Here is a 19,162-nt window from a genome sequence, read left to right as displayed (position 1 = left end):
TCCGTTCGCCTGTCTCCGGAAGTTGGCTATGAAATCCTCCTGTTGCGCGAAAGAAAAAATTGAGAGCGCTATCCGTTGAGAACCAGAGACATGTCCGGGTATCGGGCGCACAGGAAATCGACGAATGCGCGAACTTTTGGCGCAGCAAGCCGCCTGGAAGTATGCAAAACCCAAAGTTCCCGCTCTGCCCCCGACACGATGCCCCACTGAACTAAATCGCCGCGGGCAAGCTGGTTCCATGCGATGGATTGCGGAATGAGGGCAGCCCCACCGCCGGCGATTGCCGCATCGCGGACCATCAGTAACGAAGAAAAGCGCAATTTTGGGATCGGCTCCAGGACCAGTTGCCCGCCATCGAGACTCCAGTGGGCAGGCTGGAAACTCGACGTTACGATGCCGGGCACTGGCCTGATTGCGCCGGGTAGTGGCCTGATTATTTCAGGAGCGGCCACGACAACCAGCCTGTCTTTGGCGAAACACCGTCCGACTAAATTGCTGTCGGGGCTTGGGTTGATGCGGATTGCGACGTCAAATTGTTCCTCGACGAGATCTACCATGCGATCTTCCGCCACGATTTCAATTTCAATTTCCGGGTAGGCCGCACAGAATTCGGCACCAATGCGCCCCATCGCAAGCTGGGAAAACAGGACCGGAGCGGCGACACGCAAACGTCCGCGAGGCGTCGAAACACCATCACCGACCGCCGTCATGGCTTCGGTCACCTCACTCAGCAGGCCTTCAGTCCGGGAGATCAGCGTCGCCCCGGCTTCGGTGAGCTTCAAACCGCGAGCGCTTCGCTCGATCAGCCTCACACCCAGTTGCTCCTCAAGATCTGCGATGCGTCGCGATAGCGTGGCTTTGGAAATGCCGCTTGCGCGGCTTGCCTTCCCCAGCCCTTCATTTGTGGCGACGAGTATAAAATCAGACAGCGCGTTCAGGTTCATGGTGTTCCATTTATGAGACAAGGTGTCTAAGTTTTAGGATCTTTGTTTTTTAATTGCAACGGAATATTGTCTCGTTATCAGAACTTGCTACGAGGAACCGCAATGAACAACTTACAACGCGCCGTACTGATCCGGCACTACGGCGGGGCAGATGCCGCGCAAGTGGCCGCGATTGAAAAGCCAGCACCGGGACAAGGTCAGGTTCTGGTCAGGGTTCTCGCCGCTGGCGTGAACGGTATTGACTGGAAAGTCCGTGAAGGTCAGGTACGTAATGCCTTTCCGGTTCCTTTACCCATCGTCCTGGGTGCCGAGATGGCCGGGGTCATCGACGCTGTAGGCCCCGGTGCCTCTCGTTTTCGTGTCGGTGACCGCGTCATGGGGGCAATCGGCGGGCTGGGCGCGTACGCCGAGTTCGTGACGATCAATGAAGCAAACCTTTCACCGACACCTGAGGGTCTGGACGATATCCATGCCGCCGCCATTCCCGTCGCCGCCGTCTCGGCCTGGAACAGCTTACACCACGCAGGGCCGCTCTATCCGGGCCAGCGGATCCTCATTCATGGCGCAGCCGGTGGACTGGGAGCTTACGCCGTGCAGTTTGCTAAACGGGCCGGTGCCGAGGTCTTCGCCACGGCGGGCACGGCTGATCAGGATTTCGTACGCAGCCTGGGCGCCGATTATGTCATTGACTATCAGTCCCAACGTTTTGAAGACATCGCCCGAAACATACATCTGGTGCTCGATTACGTCGGAGGTGAAGTGCTGGACCGTTCCTGGCAGGTACTGGCAGAGGACGGCGTTGTGGTCGGAACATCGTCGCCGGACATTCTGGCCCGCACGCCGGCAAACCGCCGGGGTCTCTGGTTTATGAATAAGCCCGATCCGGTATTACTCGGGAAGCTGGCCAACGACGTCGCCAGCGGCACGCTACAGTCCAGAATTGGCGGCGTAGTGGGCTTCGCTGATATTCCCAACGCAATCGAACGTAATCGTACCGTTTCACGGACCGGTAAGGTCGTTGCGGATTTCTCACGTTAACCATTATCACTATCTTGCAGGAGTTAAATATGAGCATTCTCGTTACCGGTGCCACGGGCACCATTGGTTCACTTATCATTCAGGGTCTGGCTGACGCTGGCGCCGGGGTCAAAGCCCTGGTACGCCAGGCGGGTAAGCGCGAGTTTCCGGCAGGGGTTACGGAAGTCGTTGCAGACCTGACCGACGTCGCGTCGATGCGTGCCGCGCTGTCATCGGTACGAACGCTGTTTCTGCTGAATGCAGTTACGCCCGATGAGGTTACTCAGGCCCTGATCGCCCTGAACCTCGCCCGCGAGGCGGGCATTGAGCGTATCGTTTATTTGTCGGTGATCCATGCTGATAAATTCACCAACGTTCCGCACTTTACCGGCAAGCATACGGTTGAACGCATGATCAAAAGTCATGACATTCCCGCCACCATTCTGCGTCCGGCTTATTTCATGCAAAACGACCTGATGGTTCAACAGACGATTCAGAACTACGCGGTGTACCCGATGCCTGTCGGCTCGGCGGGCGTCTCAATGATTGATGCGCGCGATATCGCGGATGTCGCCGTGGCTGAGTTGCTGCGACGCGACAAGGCATCGTCTGCGCTGGATCCTGTCACGCTGGAGTTGATTGGGCCGCAACCGCTGACCGGTGCGTCCGTGGCGAAGATCTGGAGTTCAGCCCTGGGTCGCGAGATTACTTACGGGGGAGATGACGTCACCGCGTTTGAAGGGCAACTCGCCTCGTACGGTCCCAACTGGCTGGCTTATGACATGAGCCTGATGATGGCTGGTATTCAGACGTTCGGCATGCAAGCTGCTGAAGGAACCGCAGAACAGCTACAGGCTCTCATTGGACACCCGCTGCGCACTTATGAAGATTTCGTTCGCGAGTCTGTTGCCGGGAGCTAAACCGCGAGGCAAAGGGGCGGTTTACTGTCAGGCAGTACGCCGCCGAACAACCGGTAAACGTAACCCAGTCAGGCACTTGTTATCTTGCAGGCATCTTCTCAGGAGGATACGGTATGTACTGGGTTCGGCAGTTCCTCATCCGCACAGGCTTCACCCCGGATACGACTCTGTGCATACCCGCGCAGGCGCTGGAACGGGCTGGTCAGAACGGTATAAACCGACGATACGGGAGTGATTATGAAAAGAGAGTCGTTATTCAGGTACGCGCGGGAACACTATAATTCGGAGCCGGAATATCTGTGGCGTAACCTGCCGGATTATGCCGTGCTTCGTCATCACAATGGTGATAAATGGTTTGGTCTCGTGATGAATGTACCCGGTACCAAGCTGGGGCTGAAAACGGAAGATAAAGTCGACATACTTGAGGTTAAGGTCCGGCCGGAGCACATCGGCTCATTACGTCAGAAAGACGGCATTTTGCCTGCTTATCATATGAATAAAGAGCACTGGGTCAGTGTGATCCTTTCCGGACCGCTGTCGGCAGATGAAATACACGAGCTGCTTGCCGACAGTCATGAATTGACATGCTGATAATATATTCAAAGACAGAGATACCTATGCAGGCGTTATTTCTTAAGCCCCCTTTGATGGATAAGCTCTGAGCGGCAAGGCGCTGCAAAGGAATACGCCACGTGCATAATTAATGGTGCAACAGATCACTTAAAAACTTCCTGGCACGCGGGTGTTGCGGATGATTGAAGAAGTTTTCCGGTTTGGATTTTTCCAGAATTTTCCCCTGATCCATAAACCAGATTGTGTCCGCCACGTCGCGGGCAAAATTCATTTCGTGTGTGACGCACATCATGGTCATACCTTCACGTGCCAGACTGCGCATCACATTCAGGACTTCACCGACCATTTCCGGATCAAGCGCCGACGTCGGTTCATCAAACAACATCACCGGCGGTTTCATGGCTAATGCCCGGGCGATGGCAACACGTTGCTGCTGCCCGCCGGAAAGCTGTGCCGGATAGGCATTGGCTTTGTGTGATAATCCGACACGTTCCAGCAGTTCACCCGCGTGCTTGCGCGCTTCCTGACGTTTCACGCCGAGTACCTTTACCGGCGACATCATGATGTTTTCCAGCACCGAAACGTGCGGGAAAAGATTAAAGTTCTGGAAGACAAAACCGATACGCGTGCGCAACTGATTCAGGCGGGTGCTGGTGCCATGAATATCCATGCCATCGAACAGGATCTGGCCCTCTTCAATAGGTTCCAGCCGGTTCACGGTGCGGATCAGCGTTGATTTGCCCGAGCCGGACGGTCCGCAAACCACCACGACTTCACCACTTCTAATTTCTGCACTCAGGTCGGTCAGCGCCTGATATTCGCCATACCATTTATTAACCTGATTAAATAAGATCATCGGTCGCATCGTCGTTCCTTATTATGATTGAGTCTTCAGCAGTGGAGCCTTCGTCATTTTCTCCGCTTCCGGCATCCGGTTCTGCCGTTTGCGCGTGATACGGGCTTCAAGCTTATTGGCCAGCCACGTCAGGCTGAAACAGATGATGTAATAGCCAATCGCGACAATCGCGAAGACTTGAAAAGGTTTGGTCAGCAGTTGGTTATTCACCTGATTAGCGGCAAAGGTCAGCTCCGGCACATTAATGACGTAACCCAGCGTGCTGTCTTTAATGATAGAAACCAGCTGGCTGACCAGACTTGGCAGCGTGTTGTATAACGCCTGCGGCAGAATAATCAGACGCAGCGTTTTGAAATAACTCATCCCTAAAGCGCGCGCCGCTTCGTACTGGCCGCCCGGCAGCGCCTGAATACCGCCGCGCACGATCTCGGCGATATACGCACTTTCATAAATCACCAGCGTACACAGCATGGTGCTGAAGCCGCTGATGTTGTGACCGATTAACAGCGGAACACAGAAATACGTCCAGAACACCACCATCAGCAGCGGAATGCCGCGTAAGCCGTAGACCCAGCAGGCAGCGGGCCAGCTCAGCCAGCGGAAAGGCGATAAACGCGCCAGCCCGAGCAGAATACCCACCGGCAGTGCAAACAAAACGGCCAGCAGGGAAATCAGTAACGTACAAAGTATCCCGCCAAGCGGTCCCTGCGGATATTGCCCCATCAGGAACAGCATCCCGTTGTCGTGCAAAATCGTGAACATCTCGAGCATGTGATTACCTCGCGTAGGCCCGCTGGAACCGGCGGGCCAGCAACGCGCCAGCACCCATCAGCAGCAGAGAGAAGAACAGATAACCGGCAGAGGCCACCAGATACGATTCGAAAGTCCGGAACGTCTGGTTTTCAATATCACGGGTCACGTAAGTCAGTTCAGCTACGCCAATGACCATAGCCAGACTGGTGTTTTTGAACAGTAAAACGGTGTGGTTGAGCAGCGAGGGCAGCGCGTTGCGGATGCCCTGCGGTAAAATAACCGAACGCAGCGATCGGGTGTAACTCATGCCCAGCGCGCGTGATGCTTCGGTTTGCCCTTCAGGAATAGCGCGTAATCCGCTGCGGATGTCTTCGGAGAAATACGCCGCCTGACACAATCCGAGCGCAAACATCGAGAACAGAAACTCGGCGTTGAAATCGTTAATCCACATCTGCACAGATTCCGGCAGCAGCGTCGGAATGGCGAAATACCACATCATCAGCTGAATAAGCGTCGGCACATTGCGGTGATACGACACATAGGCGCGGACGAAATATTCGGCGGCGCGTTTGTGCGTCAGCCGGATGACGACCAGCAGCAGGGCAATACACATCGCGAGCAGCCAGGACCCCAGCGCCAGCTTGAGGGTGACAACCATGCCATCGACGATCATCTGCCCGAACTGACCGGTCAGGACTTTGCTGAAATCGAGCGTCATCGTATTTTCACCCTCCTGAATGGTTGAACTGTGGGTTTATAGGAAAAAGATCACAGACCTTCGCCGGGGCGCATGGTGGAAAGGCCACCGGGAACCTGCAACGTCGGGGTGATTTCGATGTTGCCGATGTTGACGGCAATCGGCGCAGAAACGGCAAACGCCACGCAATCGGCGATGTCTTTGGCTTCGGGCAGTTCAAAACCGTCAATGAAACGGCGGCGGGCTTCTTCGTGATCGCCGGAAACATTGCCGAAAATGTCAGTCGCCACGCGGCCCGGGCAAATTTCAGTGATGCGCACACGCTTGCCGTAGCAGTCAACGCGCAACTGGCGCGACAGGGCGTGAACCCCGGCTTTGGTGGCGTGATAAATCGAGTTGCCGCCGAAGTTATAAATCGCGGCAATTGAGGTGATGTTGATGACGTGGCCGCGATCGCGTTCCATCATGCCCGGCACCAGCAGGCGGCAAAGATGCAAAACGGCGCGCAGATTCACATCCACCTGCGTATCCACGGATTCTTCATCGGCGCTCAGGATAGAGCCGGGACGGGAAACCCCGGCGTTGTTCACCAGAATATCCACGCTGATCTCGCTGCACAGGCGCGTCACCGCGTCGAGGTCGCTGACGTCGAGCGCATGCGGAATACAACCGGTGCGGGCGGCGAGGGCGGCCAGCTGATCGGCGCGGCGCGCGACGGCATGAACGGTGATCCCTTCCTGACAAAGGCGTTCGACAATGGCTTCACCCATTCCGGCCGATGCGCCGGTCACCAGCGCGGTTTTGTAATCTGAAAATGGCATTGCGACTCTCCTGTTAAACCTCCGGCTCCATCATGTTCTGCCGGTGGGTGTTTTCTGACTGTATCCAGTAATTCTCAGACGGTATAAGACATAAACCGTGTGAGGCGATAAGAGGGGCTTATAACAGCGTGTTTTACCCTGCCATCTGGCGGCGTTGCCGGGCTGGCGGCATCAGCGCGATGTCCATTTCGGCAATAATTTCCCGTAGCGTATGCACCATTTCGAGGGATTCCGGCGTATCGCCGTGAACCAGAATCGATGTCGCATCCGCCGGCAACGTCACGCCGTCGATGCTTTGCACCGTGCCTTCGCGCAGCAACTGGCGGATGCGCGCGCGTACCTTCTCTTTGTCATGAATAACCGCGTCCGGTTTCGTCCGGCTGACCAGCAGGCCGTTGCTTTCATAGGCGCGGTCGGCGAGAAACGTACAAATCACCGGCAAATCCAGCGCCCGCGCCATGCGCTCGACGGCGTTGCCGGGCATCGTGCTGATGATCATTTGTGCATCGAAATTCTTCACCGCCTGCAATAACACCTGCGCCAGCCGGGCGTCTTCGGACACCATATTGCCCAGCGCACCGTGGAAACTCATGTGCGTCAGCGGGTAATCCGCCGCTTTCGCAAAAGCAGAAAGCGCGCCAAGCTGATAGGTGACGTAATGCGCCATCACCTCTGGTTCGATGTGCATCCGGCGGCGGCCAAACCCGGACAAATCGGGGAATCCGACGTGCGCGCCGAGATCTACCTGATACTTTTTCGCCAGCGCGACGGTTTTCGCCATAATCACCGCATCCCCCGCGTGAAACCCGCAGGCCACGTTGGCGGAGGTGATCAGCGGCATCAGCGCGGCGTCGTCGGCGATGGTGTAATCGCCAAAGCCTTCGCCGATATCGGCGTTTAAATCGATGTATTTCATGCGGCCAGCTCCTCGCGGCGTAAAGTGAAAATCTCCGCGCCGTATTCCACGCACTCACCGTCTTCCACGGACAGGGATGCCACCACGCCCTGCACCGGGCTGCGCAGTGGCAGGTAAATCACGCCGACTTTCAGCAGCCCGAGCAGCGCATCTTTCCCGACTTTTTCACCCGGTTGTGTGAACGGAATTTTGTTGAGCGGATGCTGTAACAACACGATGCCGGGGAAAGGTGCACATACCGCGTCGGGGGCGGTCAGCGCGGGAAGCGCAGGCGTTTCGTCCGGCCTGCGGCATGGCAAAATGGCGGGGGAGACTGGCGCGTATTTCATGCTGACCCGAAAGCCGTTTCCGCTGAGTTCAATCTGGCTCAGGCCGGACTTACGCATCTTTCGTGCGATATCTCGCAACTCGCTGAGTGCTGGTGCTTTTTTTTCCATATCCTTCCCGTCGAAGAGAGAGTGTCCCCGCGCAATAACGACGACAAAACGACCCGCTTTGCGGGCGGTAAAAGCACTCTATCGTGTCACTGCCGACGTCAGGAAAGAGGATTTCGCTTTGCGGTAATAAGGTGCGCTTATTACCCCACCAGCGTCAGTGGCCGGTTATCCACCGTGCGGCTGGCCATCAGCGACAGTAAAATCGCTTTGACCGCTTCGGCGGGCTGGGACAGCGGCAGATGGTCGGACATACAAAATGACAGCGCCGCCTGAATATTCGGTTTATCAATTTTCGCCATCCACGAATCCGAGGCTTTGAGCATCGCGCGGGCGGCGGATTCCGGCATGATCGTGCAGCCTAACCCCGCCGCCAGCGCGGCATTGAGGGTGGTTTGCGATTCGATTTCGCACTTCACGCGGTACGTCACAGCTTCATGGATAAACGCGTCGTCGATGACTTTACGCATGATGTTATAAATGCGCGGCAGGAACAGGTCATACTTTGCCACCTGCGCCAGACTGACGGATTTCAGCGGTTTGCTCAGCGCGTGCGGGCAGACGAAATACAACTCTTCTTTCATCAGCGGCATAAACCGTAATCCGTGAATTTCCCGGTTGCCGTAAATCACCGCCATATCCATCCGGCCATTCATGATCAGCTCGCTGAGCGTGGTGCCGAAGTTTTCATTGAAATACAATACGATGCCCGGATATTGCCGGTGGACTTCTTCCATCAGCGGCAATGCCAGTTGCTGTGCGGCGGTGCCCGGCGCAAGCCCGACAGAAACGCTGCCCGAAAGCGCCAGCGCCGAGCCGTCAATCGCGCTCTGGGCCTGATCGCACTGGCGCAAAATGGCCTGCGCGTGGATATACAAAATCTTGCCCGCTTCGGTCGGCGTCACCCCGCGTTTGGTGCGGATCAGCAGTTGCTGATTCACTTCGCCTTCCAGCGTCGCGAGTTGCTGACTGAGCGCAGGCTGCGCAATGTGCAGGATATCTGCGGCCTGAGTGAGGCTACCCACATCGACAATCTTGATAAAATATTTAAGGCGGCGGAGATTCACGATGGCATCCTCATCACGGAAACAAGTGGTGTTATAAGTAATGTGTATGAAGCAAGATGAGTGCCAACACGCACTAACAGGCTGATTTATGTCCGATATCCGGTTTTCCTTCTGATTTACCCGCCGATTTATTCACTGTATAGCCGGATGTTTTCTGCCTTTGCGCAGCCTCCCGAATAATGAAAATCCCTGCCTGCACTGCGCCGGTGCAAATTGCCTGATTTGCGCGTTCAGCCATTGTTTTGTGTTATGTCACCACAACAAAGCGCTATTGGTCGGCGCGGTCCGTTCCTCATTACTCTTTCCCCTGAAGTGCCTCATCGCTGTCCGTCTTTTTACGTTCGATAAAAACAATGGAACCCCAGGACCATGCCTGATATCGCCGATCGCTTAAAAAATGTCTCTGTTTCTGCCTCCGTCGCCATGACGCAAAAGGCCCGTGACCTCGCAGCCGCAGGCGTGAATGTCATTGCGCTTTCTACCGGTGAACCGGATTTTCCGACGCCCCCTCATGCCACGGAAGCCGCCTACGCCGCCGCGCTCGGCGGTGATACCCGTTATCCGCCAACTGACGGAACCCCGGCGCTGCGGGCGGCCATTGCGCGTAAATTTCAGCGCGATAACAACCTGAATTACGACGTGAGCCAGATCCTCACCGCAGGCGGCGCGAAGCAAATTATTTTTAACGCGATGCTGGCGACGATTAATCCGGGCGATGAAGTGGTGATCCCGACGCCGTCGTGGATTAGCTATGCGGATATCGTCAAATTCGCGGGCGGTATTCCGGTGCCGGTGGCCTGCCCGGAGGAGAACAATTTCAAGCCGTATCCGCAGGACATCGACGCGGCGATTACGCCGAAAACCAAGTGGCTGCTGCTGAATTACCCGAGCAATCCGACCGGTTCCGTGGCAACCCGCCAGGAATTGCAGGCGATGGGCGAGGTGATGCTGCGCCATCCGGGCGTGTGGATCCTGACCGATGACATTTACGAACATCTGATTTATGACGACGTGACGTTTTATACGCTGGCCGAAGTGGAACCGCGTTTGCTCGATCGCGTGCTGACGGTCAACGGCGTGTCGAAAGCCTATTCCATGACCGGCTGGCGTTTAGGTTTTTGCGGTGGCCCGCAAGATCTGATTAAAGCCATGAGTAACGTGAACACGCAAAACAGCGGCGGCGTCACCACGCTCACGCAGGCAGCGGCGGTCGCGGTGCTTAACGGCCCGCAGGATTTACTGAAAGAGCGCGCCGAAATCTACCGCCAGCGCCGCGATTACGTGCTGGAGCGGTTAACGTCCGTGCATGAACTGCGCTGTCATAAACCACAGGGCGCGTTCTATCTGTTCGTGAACATTGAAGGCTGCATCGGGAAAACCACCGCAGGCGGGCGTCACATCAATAGCGATGCCGATTTCGTGATGGCGCTGATCGAAGAAAAACACGTCGTCACCGTGCAGGGTGCGGCCTACGGCATGAGTCCGTATTTCCGCATTTCGTATGCGACCAGCATGGAAGTTTTGCAAGACGGCTGCGACCGGATAGCAGCGTTTTGTGCGGAGCTGAAGTCATAACGTCTGAGTCAGAAGCATAAAAAAACGGGCCTTTTCTGGCCCGTTTTCTGTTTCATCCATAGGGCGTTTTAAACCCCCATGATCTTCTTCACCGGCATAATGCTATCGCGCAGGCGGGTGAGCCACTGGCTGATCTGCGCCGCAACAGCAATGGCTTCGCGTGCATCGCTTTTGATCAACTGAATACTCTGACCGGGCTGAACCTGCGCCAGGCGCCATAAGTCTTCTTCAATAATTCCGGCAATTTTCGGATAGCCTCCGGCGGTATTGGCGTCAGCCAGCTGAATGATCGGCTCGCCGGCAGGCGGAACCTGAACGATGCCGGGGACTAAACCGTATGAACGCATTTCGATGACTTTCGAGGGCGTGACCGGCGCGCCGGATAAGCGGTAACCGGTGCGGTTGCTGTGCAGGGACACTTTCCACGGCTGCGACCAGAAGCGGGGAAGATCGGCTTCAAACAGCGAATATTCTCCGGCGGGAATAGCCCGCAGTTGCACGCATCCCTCAGTGCTGGTCGGGAATACGTTTGCCAGCGCGATCTCCGGCGGCTCGATGCCCATACCTTGCGCAGGCAGGGGAGATGCGGTGGTTTTACCCGCCGCGAGGCGATCGTTTTTCTCCAGCGGTCGTCCGTCTAAACCCCCAAAACCACCACGCAGCGCGGTGCTGCGCGAGCCCATAACGACCGGCACGTCAATGCCTCCGGCGACGCACAAATAGCTGCGGGCACCGTAACGCGGGAACTGCATTTCCAGCTCCTGCCCTGCGCGGACGGAACAGGCCCACCAGGGCGGAAGATCTGCACCGTCGAGCTTCGTGCGGCAATCTGCGCCGGTGATGGCAATGCTGGTATCGGCGAGAAACCGGACCTTAAACGGAAACATCTGCACTTCAATGCAGGCGGCGTTTTCGTCATTGCCCAACATGATGTTGCCCGCGTGAAACGCCAGCGGATCCATCACGCCGCTGACAGACACGCCGATATCCCGGAATTCGTTGCGGCCCGCGTCCTGAACGGTATTCAGCGGGCCGGTTTTCACTATTTCAATCACGGCTGGTTCAGTCACAATTCAATCCTTTCTGGCAGAAAGCGCACACTGTCCCCCGGTGCCATCAGCGCAGGATTTTCTGCATGCGGGTCAAACAGCGTCAGTTCGGCGAATCCGATGGCGTTCCAGCCGTTTGGCCCGGTCAGGGCGGAAATCCCGGTCTGTGCGCCGCCGATGGTCACGGTGCCTTTGAGCATATTCAGCGAGGGGACTTTTTTACGCGGCGTGGCCAGAGACGGATCCAGCCCGTGGAGATAGCCAAAACCCGGCGCGCTGCCCAGTGAAAACACCGTGTAGCAACCCTCAGAATGGCGGCGGATGACCTCGCGCGGCGAAAGCCCGGTATGCTGGCAAACCGCGTCCAGATCGGTGGCATGTTCACCGCCGTAAATCACCGGAATTTCAATCAGTTTGCCTTGCGGATGTACGGCCTGTGCCTGTTCCCAGGCGGCCACCAGCAGGGCAAAGGTGGCGTCGTAATCTGCCGGTGTCTGGCGAAACAGCACCAGCAAATTGGTCACGCCGGGGATCAGTGATTCGATATCATCACGCGCGCGCAATGCGACCGCCAGTGACCAGATGCGGCGCTGGGCGGGCAGGTCGAAATCTCCCGGTGCTTCAATCAGCCATGCACGGCTGCCGATGGTGGAGATTTTGATGTTGTCGCCCTGACTGGCAAGAATAAAAGAGGCGCGGGAAGGCGCCTCGTGCGACGCAGTGATCATCGGTTATTCCAGAGGTTCGAATTTAAGGCTGGAGAGCGGCTGAACTTTGTCTTCGCGCACCATTTTGTATTCGGTATTTGGCCCGATCCAGGTATCCCAGATTTTATCGATGGTGCCGTCGTCATCCATCGCTTTCAGGCTGCTGTTAACCTTCGCCAGCAATGCCGGTTCGTCCTTTTTCATGCCGACGCCGATCGGCTCCAGCGCCATCGGCTCTTTGATCATCCCCAGTTCAATGCCGTCTTTTCCGGCCTGAGAAATCATTTTGATGGCGGTCATGGTGTTGGTCACAAAGCCCACCGCTTTATTCTGTTCCAGCGCCAGAAAGGCCGACGCAGCATCCTGGAAGGTCACGGCTTTTGCGCCTGCCAGATAAATCGATTGTTCAGACGTCGTGCCTTTGGTGGCGCTGATGCGTTTGCCTTTAAAATCCGCACGAGTTTTATCGACGTTGGGCTTTTTCACCACCAGTACTTCTTTCGCCACATAATACGGATCGCTGAACTGAATCTGTTGGCCGCGCGTTTTGGTATACGCCAGATTGGCAATCAGCACGTCGGCGCGGCCAGTGGCGATCACCGCAATACGCGCTTCAATAGACGTCGGCATCAGATTGAGTTTTACGCCCATCTGTTTGGCTAATGCCGTGCATAAATCGACGTCCATTCCCGCAAGCTGGCGCGTTTTCGGATCCGGCGACGAGAACGGCGGCACATCGGAATACACGGCACAATTGAGTGAACCGCGTGCCTGAATATCAGAAAGAACATCCGCTTTCGCAGAGGAAAAGGCCGCCATCAGTGGCAACGCCAGCAAGGAACAAGACAGTAACTTCAGTTTCATCATTCATTCTCCGGGATTTTTTAATTAGCAGTGTGTGACGACAACTTCCCCTGGCTCACTGTGAGCAAAACTGGCTGCGGTTTCTTTATGAGTCAGCCCGACTATATAAGCTCACCCTGGCGTTGTATAAGAAGTAAACCCTGTATGGCGATACGCTTTTTGTATGACCGGGAAAAAGGCGGCTCTGCCAGAATAGCGGACAGATTCATCCCGCTGCTCACCAGGAACGAAGGTTAATAATGAACGCCAGAATGGGTATTTCGCTAAAAATATTATCAGCCCTGTGTGCCACATTAATGCTGGCCTGCGTGAAAGGGCTGGGCGGAAATATACCTACCGGAGAAGTGATATTTTTTCGCTCTTTCGTTGCCTTATTCCCGCTGCTGATCTGGCTCAAATTGCAGGGCCCTGTTTTCCCCCAAATTAAAACGAAGAATATATCCGGCCATTTAATTCGCGGCTTTTCCGGCACGGGGGGAATGTATTTTAACTATCTGGCGTTAGTGTATATCTCGCTGGCGGATGCCACGGCGATAAGCTATGCCGCGCCGCTATTTACGGTGGTCATGGCCGCGGTTTTGCTGCGTGAAAATGTTCACGCAGCCCGCTGGCTGGCGGTGGGTATCGGTTTCACCGGCATTATCGTCATGCTGTGGGCGCATCTGACAGACAGCGGTTCGCTGCTCTCGGGCAGTTTTAAGCAGGTTTCGGCGGGGCTGGGCGTGATTCTGGCGCTGCTGGCGGCGATGTGTACGGCGGTATCTTCGGTGCAAATCCGTTTTTTAAATGGCATCGAAAGACCGGGCGCGATCGTTTTCTACTTCTCGCTGATGACCATGCTGATTGGTCTGGCGACGATTTTCTTCGGCTGGAAAATCCCGACTAGCTTGCAGCTTTTACTGCTCATCGGTTGCGGATTTTTTGGCGGAATGGCACAGATCCTGATTACGCTGAGCCTGCGTTACGCCGATGCGTCGCTGCTGGCGCCTTTTGATTACACCACGATGGTCTGGTCGATGATGCTTGGTTTTCTGTTCCTCGACAGTTTTCCGTCATCTTCCACGCTGGCCGGTGCGTCAATCGTGGCCGCAGCCGGGATTTTCGCCTTATTGAGTGAGAGGCGTATAAACAGAACGGCTATTATCAAATCAGCAAAGTAGGGGAGTAAGGGGGCGGTAAGCATCCTGATCTCCTCCCGGATATCTCAAACGTGCGTGGAACTAAAACGGGTGTGCTTACAGAGCACCTACTGGTTCGAAAGAAAAGCGGCGATCATCACATGATTCTCGCTCAATATTCGTAACCAGTAAGCGCATACCCTGAATCACTTAAAAGTGTAATTCTCAGGGTGCGAATGACTATATCTCGCCCATAGCTGCCGGTGGTCTTTCTAGGGCTGCAGAGCAATTTTACTAAAGCTGAGAATATATCAAAGGGTTGGAAAAGGTGTGCTCGACTCTTTTTCAGAAGCGGACAGAGTAAATCAAAAGTTATCAGCCATAGGATTAAGTCTATGATGAATAATAGTTTAGGATTTATGTTAAAAGGTAGTGAATGACTGACCATAAAATATACAGAGTGAATGCAATCTGTAGCACCTTAAATGGATATCTTATATAGCGCCATTCGTGGCGTTCTCTGGCGTTGGCTTTTGAGATTGAAGCTTCTAAATTTGGTTTTTTTTTCCTTCTTTTCCGCAGCTCAGCACAACCCCAAACTAAAAGAAGTACTACCACCACAATTTTAAGAAGTACTGAGCTGTCTATATTGAAATGTGTTTCCCAAGTCCAATTAGTATTGTTCATCCTTTCTGACCTTTTACATTTTAGCCTGATCTCAAAGAGTTATAACAAGTAATGACTTGCATATCCACTCAAACAAAATGGTTAATCAAAATTCTTAGCAATGATCATGTCCTTAACAAGTTGCATAGTGAAGTCAGATTCGTGTTGGGTAAATGACTGTCCTACCTTTTTGGGCACGATATCAGGCCCCCGCTCATAGCAGACCTTCAGCGTCACGTGTTTGTCTGCTGCGTGCCAACAGTGGACATTATTTACATCACGATATTTTAATTGATGAGAGCAGATTCAACGGATATTTTAGAAAATTCATGTTGCCAGCATGAGTCTATTCAATAATGGAGATGCATATATGGATAAACACTTTTTTGTGTGTATTTTCGCGCTTGTCGCTTTTTCTGTGGGTGCTGCAGATGGTGGTGCGGGAGGTAAGGGGGCGGATGGTGGAAACGGTGGGTCTATGTCACAACCTGGTAAACCAGGTGCAGACGGAGGGAGGGGGTCTGACGGCGGCAGTTCAGATAATTCACCAGGTAGGGCAGGATGCCCAGGAGGAACGAATCCTGCTGAGAATGGCACTTTTTATCTCCCAGGAACAAAAGAACAATGCAATCCAGGTCCACAGGACTCAACGAAAAGTGCAAATTTGCTGTAATGCATCCTCGTCGTAACTGATTTTATAATTAATCCGACTGGCTGACAGACTCGGTCGAGGATCCTCATTGGAGATAAAAAATTTGGATATGGAACTCAGTATCCGAGAAGCAATACGTTCTGATCTTGCGATCATTAGTGATTTGGCTCGCGAGCTTAAACCCTTTGAACACCTGATTGTCATTTACACTGTGTAAACGAGTGAAATAGGACACGGTCATTCCCGGCTACATGCTTTGATGCTTAATGCCTGTTTATCTTTTGGATACGACGCATGCACTCCTCCGGTTAAAACGTCGACCACTTTATTTTCGTGAATGGGAATTTATCAGGAAGAAATAATCTTCGCATCAGGACCCTTTATGGGATTTGGTGTTCGATAAACTTCTCATCACAACAACATAAAAAACAGGTACGAAGAAGATGGCCAATAGTGTGCCACTTATCATGCCGCCAAAAACGCCTGTACCAATGGCGTGCTGCGTCTGAGCACTGGCACCGCTTGCTAACATCAATGGTACCACCCCAAGAGTAAACGCAAGCGACGTCATAATAATGGGGCGCAACCTCTGCCGTGCTGCCTGCAGCGTTGCCTCGTAAATATCCATTCCCTCGGTGTAAAGCTGGCGGGCAAATTCTACAATCAGGATCGCATTTTTAGTAGATAACCCAATTAAAGTGATCATGCCTACCCGGAAGAAAATATCGTTAGGCATACCCGCTATATAGACGGCCGCAACCGCACCGGCAAGGCCAAGGGGGACAACCAGCATCACCGATAAGGGAATGGCCCAGCTCTCATACAGGGCTGCCAGTACCATAAACACCACGAGCACAGAAAGCACCATCAGCACAGGCATTTGTGACGCGGAGGAACGCTCCTGCAGTGAAGTGCCGGTCCATTCAATCATGAAGCCAGCGGGAAGCATGGCTCCCAGCCTTTCCACTTCGGCCATAGCTGCCCCGCTGGAATAGCCGGGTGAGGCGCTGCCGGTGATTCTGACGGCAGGAAAGCCCTGATATCGGTTTAGTTGCTGCGCTGTAAGACTCCAGTTGATTTTTACAAATGAAGCCAGTGGTACCATTTCATCCTTACTATTTTTGACATACAGCTTCAATACATCGTGGGTGTACATTCTGTAAGGCGCATCAGCCTGAACGATGACCTGCTGCACGCGTCCTTTATACGTATAATCATTGACGTAATTTGAGCCAAAAGCGGACGAGAGCGTCTGATTAATCTCTTCAAAAGAAACGCCCATAGCCTGTGCTTTTTCACGGTCAATATCCAGTGTGGCCCTGGCGCCTTCAGCAAGCCCATCAGGGTAAACATCCGTGACCACCTGACTTTTAGCCGCCAGATCCAGAAGTTTTTTCTGCGCGGAGATGAGCGCTGCATAACCGAGCCCCGCACGGTCCTCCAGATAAAAAGTGAAGCCGGAAGACGTGCCCATATCCGATATGGCGGGCGGCATAATGCTCATCACAGAAGCTGCCGGTTCCGCGCTCATGGCGGCCTGCGCGTAATTTGCTTCCCTGGCTGCATCTGTACCCTGGCGCTCGTTCCATCCTTTGAGGGTGGTAAATGCCAGCGCCGTATTAGGTCCTGATCCAGAAAAACCGAAACCAAATATCGTAAGATTGCTCTGAATGCCTTCCCGGGCAGCAACGAGCGATTCATAACGATGCATGACTTCCCGGGTACGCTCTTGTGTGGCATCCGCAGGAAGCTGTACTGAAGTCATAAAATATCCCTGATCTTCATCGGGAATAAAGGAGGACGGAAGCGCACCTAGCGCGGCAAACAGGACCCCACAAAGGAGAATGTAAAGCACCATAATTCGGCCGGTTCGCTTTAACACAAAACGCAAACCGGATTCATACCTGATAGAAAGTTGGCTAAAATGACGATTAAACCAGCCCGCAAACCCCCGTTTCATGGTGCTATGCTTATCAACCGGCTTCAAAAGAGAGGCGCAAAGTGCCGGCGTCAGCGTCATGGCAAGAAAAGCAGAGAGTAATATCGACACTGCCATTGAGAGTACGAACTGCCTGTAGATAACCCCAACCGACCCCGATGCAAAACCGATAGGAATGAACACGGCGGTAAGAACCAAAGTTATGCCGATAATGGCCGGAGTGATTTCAAGCATAGCCTTTTGCGTTGCTTCCCGCGGCGATAGCCCTTTTTCTGCCATCAGACGCTCGACATTTTCAACCACCACAATGGCATCATCCACGATGATCCCAATAGCCAGTACCATGCCAAACATCGTCAGCACATTGATTGAAAAACCACTTAGAAGCATGACGGTGAAGGTGCCCAGGAGTGCAACAGGTGCCACGATGGCCGGAATGAAGGTATAGCGCAGGTTCTGCAAAAAAAGCAACATTACCAGGAACACCAGCAGCATAGCCTCAAAAAAAGTCTGTATTACCTTTTCTATCGACAGCTTAACGAAGGGGGCGGTATCAAATGATACCGAGAACTCCATCCCCTCTGGCAGTACGCTCGACAAAGTCGTAAGACGTGTTCTGACCCCCTTGGCTGTAGAGACGGCGTTGGCACCGGTTTCCAGCTGGATCGCCGCAGCCGTGGCCGGTTTGCCATTTTCCTGTATGGCAAAGGCATAGCTTTGCAACCCTTGCTCAACGCGGGCAACATCGTTCAGCCGGACGCGTGAGCCATCGGTATTTTCCCGTAGCATGATGTTTCTGAAGGCCTCAACGGAAGAGAGCTGCCCATGCACCATCAGCGGGTAGGTAACCCGTTGTCCGGATATCGCAGGTTCATCACCCACCCGGCCTGGAGCTATGAGTGCATTTTGCTGGAGGATTGCCGTCGAGATATCATTGAAAGAGAGTCGGTAACTGTACAGCTTCATCGGATCGACCCAAATACGCATCGCTTTTTCGGAACCAAAAAGTTGCACTTTTCCAACGCCGGAAACACGGCGAAGTTCTTCCGAGACGTTACGAGCAAAATAGTCACTCAGGTCTTCTGCACTGTAGCGGCCGGAAGGTGACTTAAGACCGACTATCATCAAGAATGCAGAGTTGGCCGCTTCCACCTGAACTCCGTTTTGGCGGACGGCTTGTGGCAACCTTGGTTCCACCGCCTTAAGCTGGTTCTGCACCTCTGCCTGCGCCAACTGAATATTGGTTCCGGGTTGGAATGTCACCGTAATAGAGGCATTACCGGAAGAGTCAGTGGCCGACTCAAAGTAGAGCAGATTGTCCACTGAGGAAATTTCACGTTCCAGAAGTGAGATAACCGAGGCATTCATTGTCTCCGGCGTGGCGCCGGGATAAGAGGCCGATAGGGTCAGGGCCGGTGGCGCAACAGACGGGTACTGGGCTACCGGTAATTGCGGGATGGCAATAAGGCCGGAAAGTACGATGAAAAGAGCAACAACCCAGGCGAAGATCGGGCGCTCAATGAAAAACTGTGGCATAACTATAATCCATATAAAGGTACTGCAACTGAACAAGCTAAAGCAGCTATCCTTATGA

The 19,162-nt window shown here is 54.0% G+C and carries 18 protein-coding genes; 5 read left to right on the top strand and 13 right to left on the bottom strand.

The genetic code is table 11. The annotated features are described in order from the left end of the window. Nucleotides 1–68: 68 nt before the first annotated feature. The gene (locus AACU55_RS04265; protein ID WP_013576025.1) at nt 69–944 is read right to left on the bottom strand and encodes a LysR family transcriptional regulator; all 876 of its coding nucleotides are present in this window, start codon (nt 942–944) and stop codon (nt 69–71) included. An 84-nt stretch (nt 945–1,028) separates the two neighbouring features. Between AACU55_RS04265 and AACU55_RS04260 the strand changes: the two genes are divergently transcribed. The 3 genes from AACU55_RS04260 to AACU55_RS04250 all read left to right on the top strand — a co-directional run bounded on the left by AACU55_RS04260 (nt 1,029) and on the right by AACU55_RS04250 (nt 3,472). After that, complete coding sequence (locus AACU55_RS04260; RefSeq protein ID WP_234300408.1) at nt 1,029–1,982, top strand: NADP-dependent oxidoreductase; 954 nt, start codon at nt 1,029–1,031, stop codon at nt 1,980–1,982. Between the two features lie 29 nt (nt 1,983–2,011). Continuing rightward, entirely contained in the window at nt 2,012–2,881 is an 870-nt protein-coding gene (locus AACU55_RS04255) for an NmrA/HSCARG family protein (RefSeq protein WP_013576024.1), read from the top strand. 237 nt (nt 2,882–3,118) lie between these two features. Then, nucleotides 3,119–3,472 (top strand): MmcQ/YjbR family DNA-binding protein, encoded by a 354-nt coding sequence (locus tag AACU55_RS04250; protein ID WP_134706731.1) that lies wholly within the window; start codon nt 3,119–3,121, stop codon nt 3,470–3,472. A 109-nt stretch (nt 3,473–3,581) separates the two neighbouring features. Here AACU55_RS04250 and AACU55_RS04245 read toward each other — a convergent pair whose 3' ends face one another. The 7 genes from AACU55_RS04245 to nac all read right to left on the bottom strand — a co-directional run bounded on the left by AACU55_RS04245 (nt 3,582) and on the right by nac (nt 8,998). Next, nucleotides 3,582–4,319 carry an amino acid ABC transporter ATP-binding protein gene (locus tag AACU55_RS04245; protein WP_037035535.1) on the bottom strand — a complete coding sequence of 246 codons (738 nt, stop codon included), beginning with the start codon at nt 4,317–4,319 and terminating at the stop codon, nt 3,582–3,584. 12 nt (nt 4,320–4,331) lie between these two features. Next, a complete protein-coding gene (locus AACU55_RS04240; protein ID WP_013576020.1) occupies nt 4,332–5,081 on the bottom strand; it encodes an amino acid ABC transporter permease in 750 nt (249 codons plus the stop codon). 4 nt (nt 5,082–5,085) lie between these two features. Then, a complete protein-coding gene (locus tag AACU55_RS04235; RefSeq protein ID WP_013576019.1) occupies nt 5,086–5,781 on the bottom strand; it encodes an amino acid ABC transporter permease in 696 nt (231 codons plus the stop codon). Nucleotides 5,782–5,831: 50 nt separating this feature from the next. Beyond that, nucleotides 5,832–6,581: an SDR family oxidoreductase gene (locus tag AACU55_RS04230; protein WP_013576018.1), complete on the bottom strand. Its 750-nt coding sequence runs from the start codon at nt 6,579–6,581 to the stop codon at nt 5,832–5,834. 133 nt (nt 6,582–6,714) lie between these two features. Continuing rightward, nucleotides 6,715–7,497, bottom strand: a complete 783-nt coding sequence (locus AACU55_RS04225; protein WP_134706730.1) for a LamB/YcsF family protein — start codon at nt 7,495–7,497, stop codon at nt 6,715–6,717. Beyond that, nucleotides 7,494–7,934, bottom strand: coding sequence for an acetyl-CoA carboxylase biotin carboxyl carrier protein (locus tag AACU55_RS04220; protein ID WP_134706729.1), 441 nt, complete (start codon nt 7,932–7,934; stop codon nt 7,494–7,496). The genes AACU55_RS04225 and AACU55_RS04220 overlap by 4 nt, the downstream gene beginning before the upstream one ends. Nucleotides 7,935–8,074: 140 nt before the next feature. After that, nucleotides 8,075–8,998, bottom strand: a complete 924-nt coding sequence (gene nac / locus AACU55_RS04215) for a nitrogen assimilation transcriptional regulator NAC (protein WP_013576015.1) — start codon at nt 8,996–8,998, stop codon at nt 8,075–8,077. Nucleotides 8,999–9,367: 369 nt separating this feature from the next. Here nac and AACU55_RS04210 point away from each other — a divergent pair, with 369 nt between their 5' ends. Beyond that, a complete protein-coding gene (locus AACU55_RS04210; protein WP_037035530.1) occupies nt 9,368–10,573 on the top strand; it encodes a pyridoxal phosphate-dependent aminotransferase in 1,206 nt (401 codons plus the stop codon). Between the two features lie 68 nt (nt 10,574–10,641). On the opposite strand, the gene AACU55_RS04205 is transcribed toward AACU55_RS04210, so the two are convergent. The 3 genes from AACU55_RS04205 to AACU55_RS04195 are packed head-to-tail and all read right to left on the bottom strand — an operon-like array spanning nt 10,642 to nt 13,193. Then, the gene (locus tag AACU55_RS04205; RefSeq protein WP_205960147.1) at nt 10,642–11,628 is read right to left on the bottom strand and encodes a 5-oxoprolinase subunit C family protein; all 987 of its coding nucleotides are present in this window, start codon (nt 11,626–11,628) and stop codon (nt 10,642–10,644) included. 11 nt (nt 11,629–11,639) lie between these two features. Further along, nucleotides 11,640–12,350 (bottom strand): 5-oxoprolinase subunit PxpB, encoded by a 711-nt coding sequence (gene pxpB, locus AACU55_RS04200; RefSeq protein WP_134706727.1) that lies wholly within the window; start codon nt 12,348–12,350, stop codon nt 11,640–11,642. A gap of 3 nt (nt 12,351–12,353) precedes the next feature. Next, on the bottom strand, nt 12,354–13,193 hold the full coding sequence (locus AACU55_RS04195) for a transporter substrate-binding domain-containing protein (RefSeq protein WP_041689107.1): 840 nt from the start codon (nt 13,191–13,193) through the stop codon (nt 12,354–12,356). A gap of 239 nt (nt 13,194–13,432) precedes the next feature. Between AACU55_RS04195 and AACU55_RS04190 the strand changes: the two genes are divergently transcribed. After that, nucleotides 13,433–14,353, top strand: coding sequence for a DMT family transporter (locus tag AACU55_RS04190; protein WP_015690098.1), 921 nt, complete (start codon nt 13,433–13,435; stop codon nt 14,351–14,353). Between the two features lie 375 nt (nt 14,354–14,728). Here the strand turns inward: AACU55_RS04190 and AACU55_RS04185 are convergent, their stop codons facing one another. Beyond that, nucleotides 14,729–14,998, bottom strand: a complete 270-nt coding sequence (locus tag AACU55_RS04185; RefSeq protein WP_167686165.1) for a hypothetical protein — start codon at nt 14,996–14,998, stop codon at nt 14,729–14,731. A 1,001-nt stretch (nt 14,999–15,999) separates the two neighbouring features. After that, complete coding sequence (locus AACU55_RS04180; RefSeq protein ID WP_134706724.1) at nt 16,000–19,104, bottom strand: multidrug efflux RND transporter permease subunit; 3,105 nt, start codon at nt 19,102–19,104, stop codon at nt 16,000–16,002. Nucleotides 19,105–19,162: the final 58 nt, after the last annotated feature.

The sequence above is a fragment of the Rahnella sp. CJA17(1/100) genome (assembly GCF_963881615.1).
In the GTDB taxonomy this organism is placed as follows: Bacteria; Pseudomonadota; Gammaproteobacteria; order Enterobacterales; family Enterobacteriaceae; genus Rahnella; species Rahnella aceris.
Note: the sequence above shows the minus strand (reverse complement) of the source record. Positions and strands in the feature narration are given on the sequence as shown.

What these genes read in the sequence shown, in the direction of transcription:
- AACU55_RS04265 (WP_013576025.1), bottom strand. Translation starts at nt 944, where the DNA reads ATGAACCTGAACGCGCTGTCTGATTTTATACTCGTCGCCACAAATGAA.
- AACU55_RS04255 (WP_013576024.1), top strand. Translation starts at nt 2,012, where the DNA reads ATGAGCATTCTCGTTACCGGTGCCACGGGCACCATTGGTTCACTTATC.
- AACU55_RS04250 (WP_134706731.1), top strand. Translation starts at nt 3,119, where the DNA reads ATGAAAAGAGAGTCGTTATTCAGGTACGCGCGGGAACACTATAATTCG.
- AACU55_RS04245 (WP_037035535.1), bottom strand. Translation starts at nt 4,319, where the DNA reads ATGCGACCGATGATCTTATTTAATCAGGTTAATAAATGGTATGGCGAA.
- AACU55_RS04240 (WP_013576020.1), bottom strand. Translation starts at nt 5,081, where the DNA reads ATGCTCGAGATGTTCACGATTTTGCACGACAACGGGATGCTGTTCCTG.
- AACU55_RS04235 (WP_013576019.1), bottom strand. Translation starts at nt 5,781, where the DNA reads ATGACGCTCGATTTCAGCAAAGTCCTGACCGGTCAGTTCGGGCAGATG.
- AACU55_RS04230 (WP_013576018.1), bottom strand. Translation starts at nt 6,581, where the DNA reads ATGCCATTTTCAGATTACAAAACCGCGCTGGTGACCGGCGCATCGGCC.
- AACU55_RS04225 (WP_134706730.1), bottom strand. Translation starts at nt 7,497, where the DNA reads ATGAAATACATCGATTTAAACGCCGATATCGGCGAAGGCTTTGGCGAT.
- AACU55_RS04220 (WP_134706729.1), bottom strand. Translation starts at nt 7,934, where the DNA reads ATGGAAAAAAAAGCACCAGCACTCAGCGAGTTGCGAGATATCGCACGA.
- AACU55_RS04210 (WP_037035530.1), top strand. Translation starts at nt 9,368, where the DNA reads ATGCCTGATATCGCCGATCGCTTAAAAAATGTCTCTGTTTCTGCCTCC.
- pxpB (WP_134706727.1), bottom strand. Translation starts at nt 12,350, where the DNA reads ATGATCACTGCGTCGCACGAGGCGCCTTCCCGCGCCTCTTTTATTCTT.
- AACU55_RS04195 (WP_041689107.1), bottom strand. Translation starts at nt 13,193, where the DNA reads ATGAAACTGAAGTTACTGTCTTGTTCCTTGCTGGCGTTGCCACTGATG.
- AACU55_RS04190 (WP_015690098.1), top strand. Translation starts at nt 13,433, where the DNA reads ATGAACGCCAGAATGGGTATTTCGCTAAAAATATTATCAGCCCTGTGT.
- AACU55_RS04185 (WP_167686165.1), bottom strand. Translation starts at nt 14,998, where the DNA reads ATGAACAATACTAATTGGACTTGGGAAACACATTTCAATATAGACAGC.
- AACU55_RS04180 (WP_134706724.1), bottom strand. Translation starts at nt 19,104, where the DNA reads ATGCCACAGTTTTTCATTGAGCGCCCGATCTTCGCCTGGGTTGTTGCT.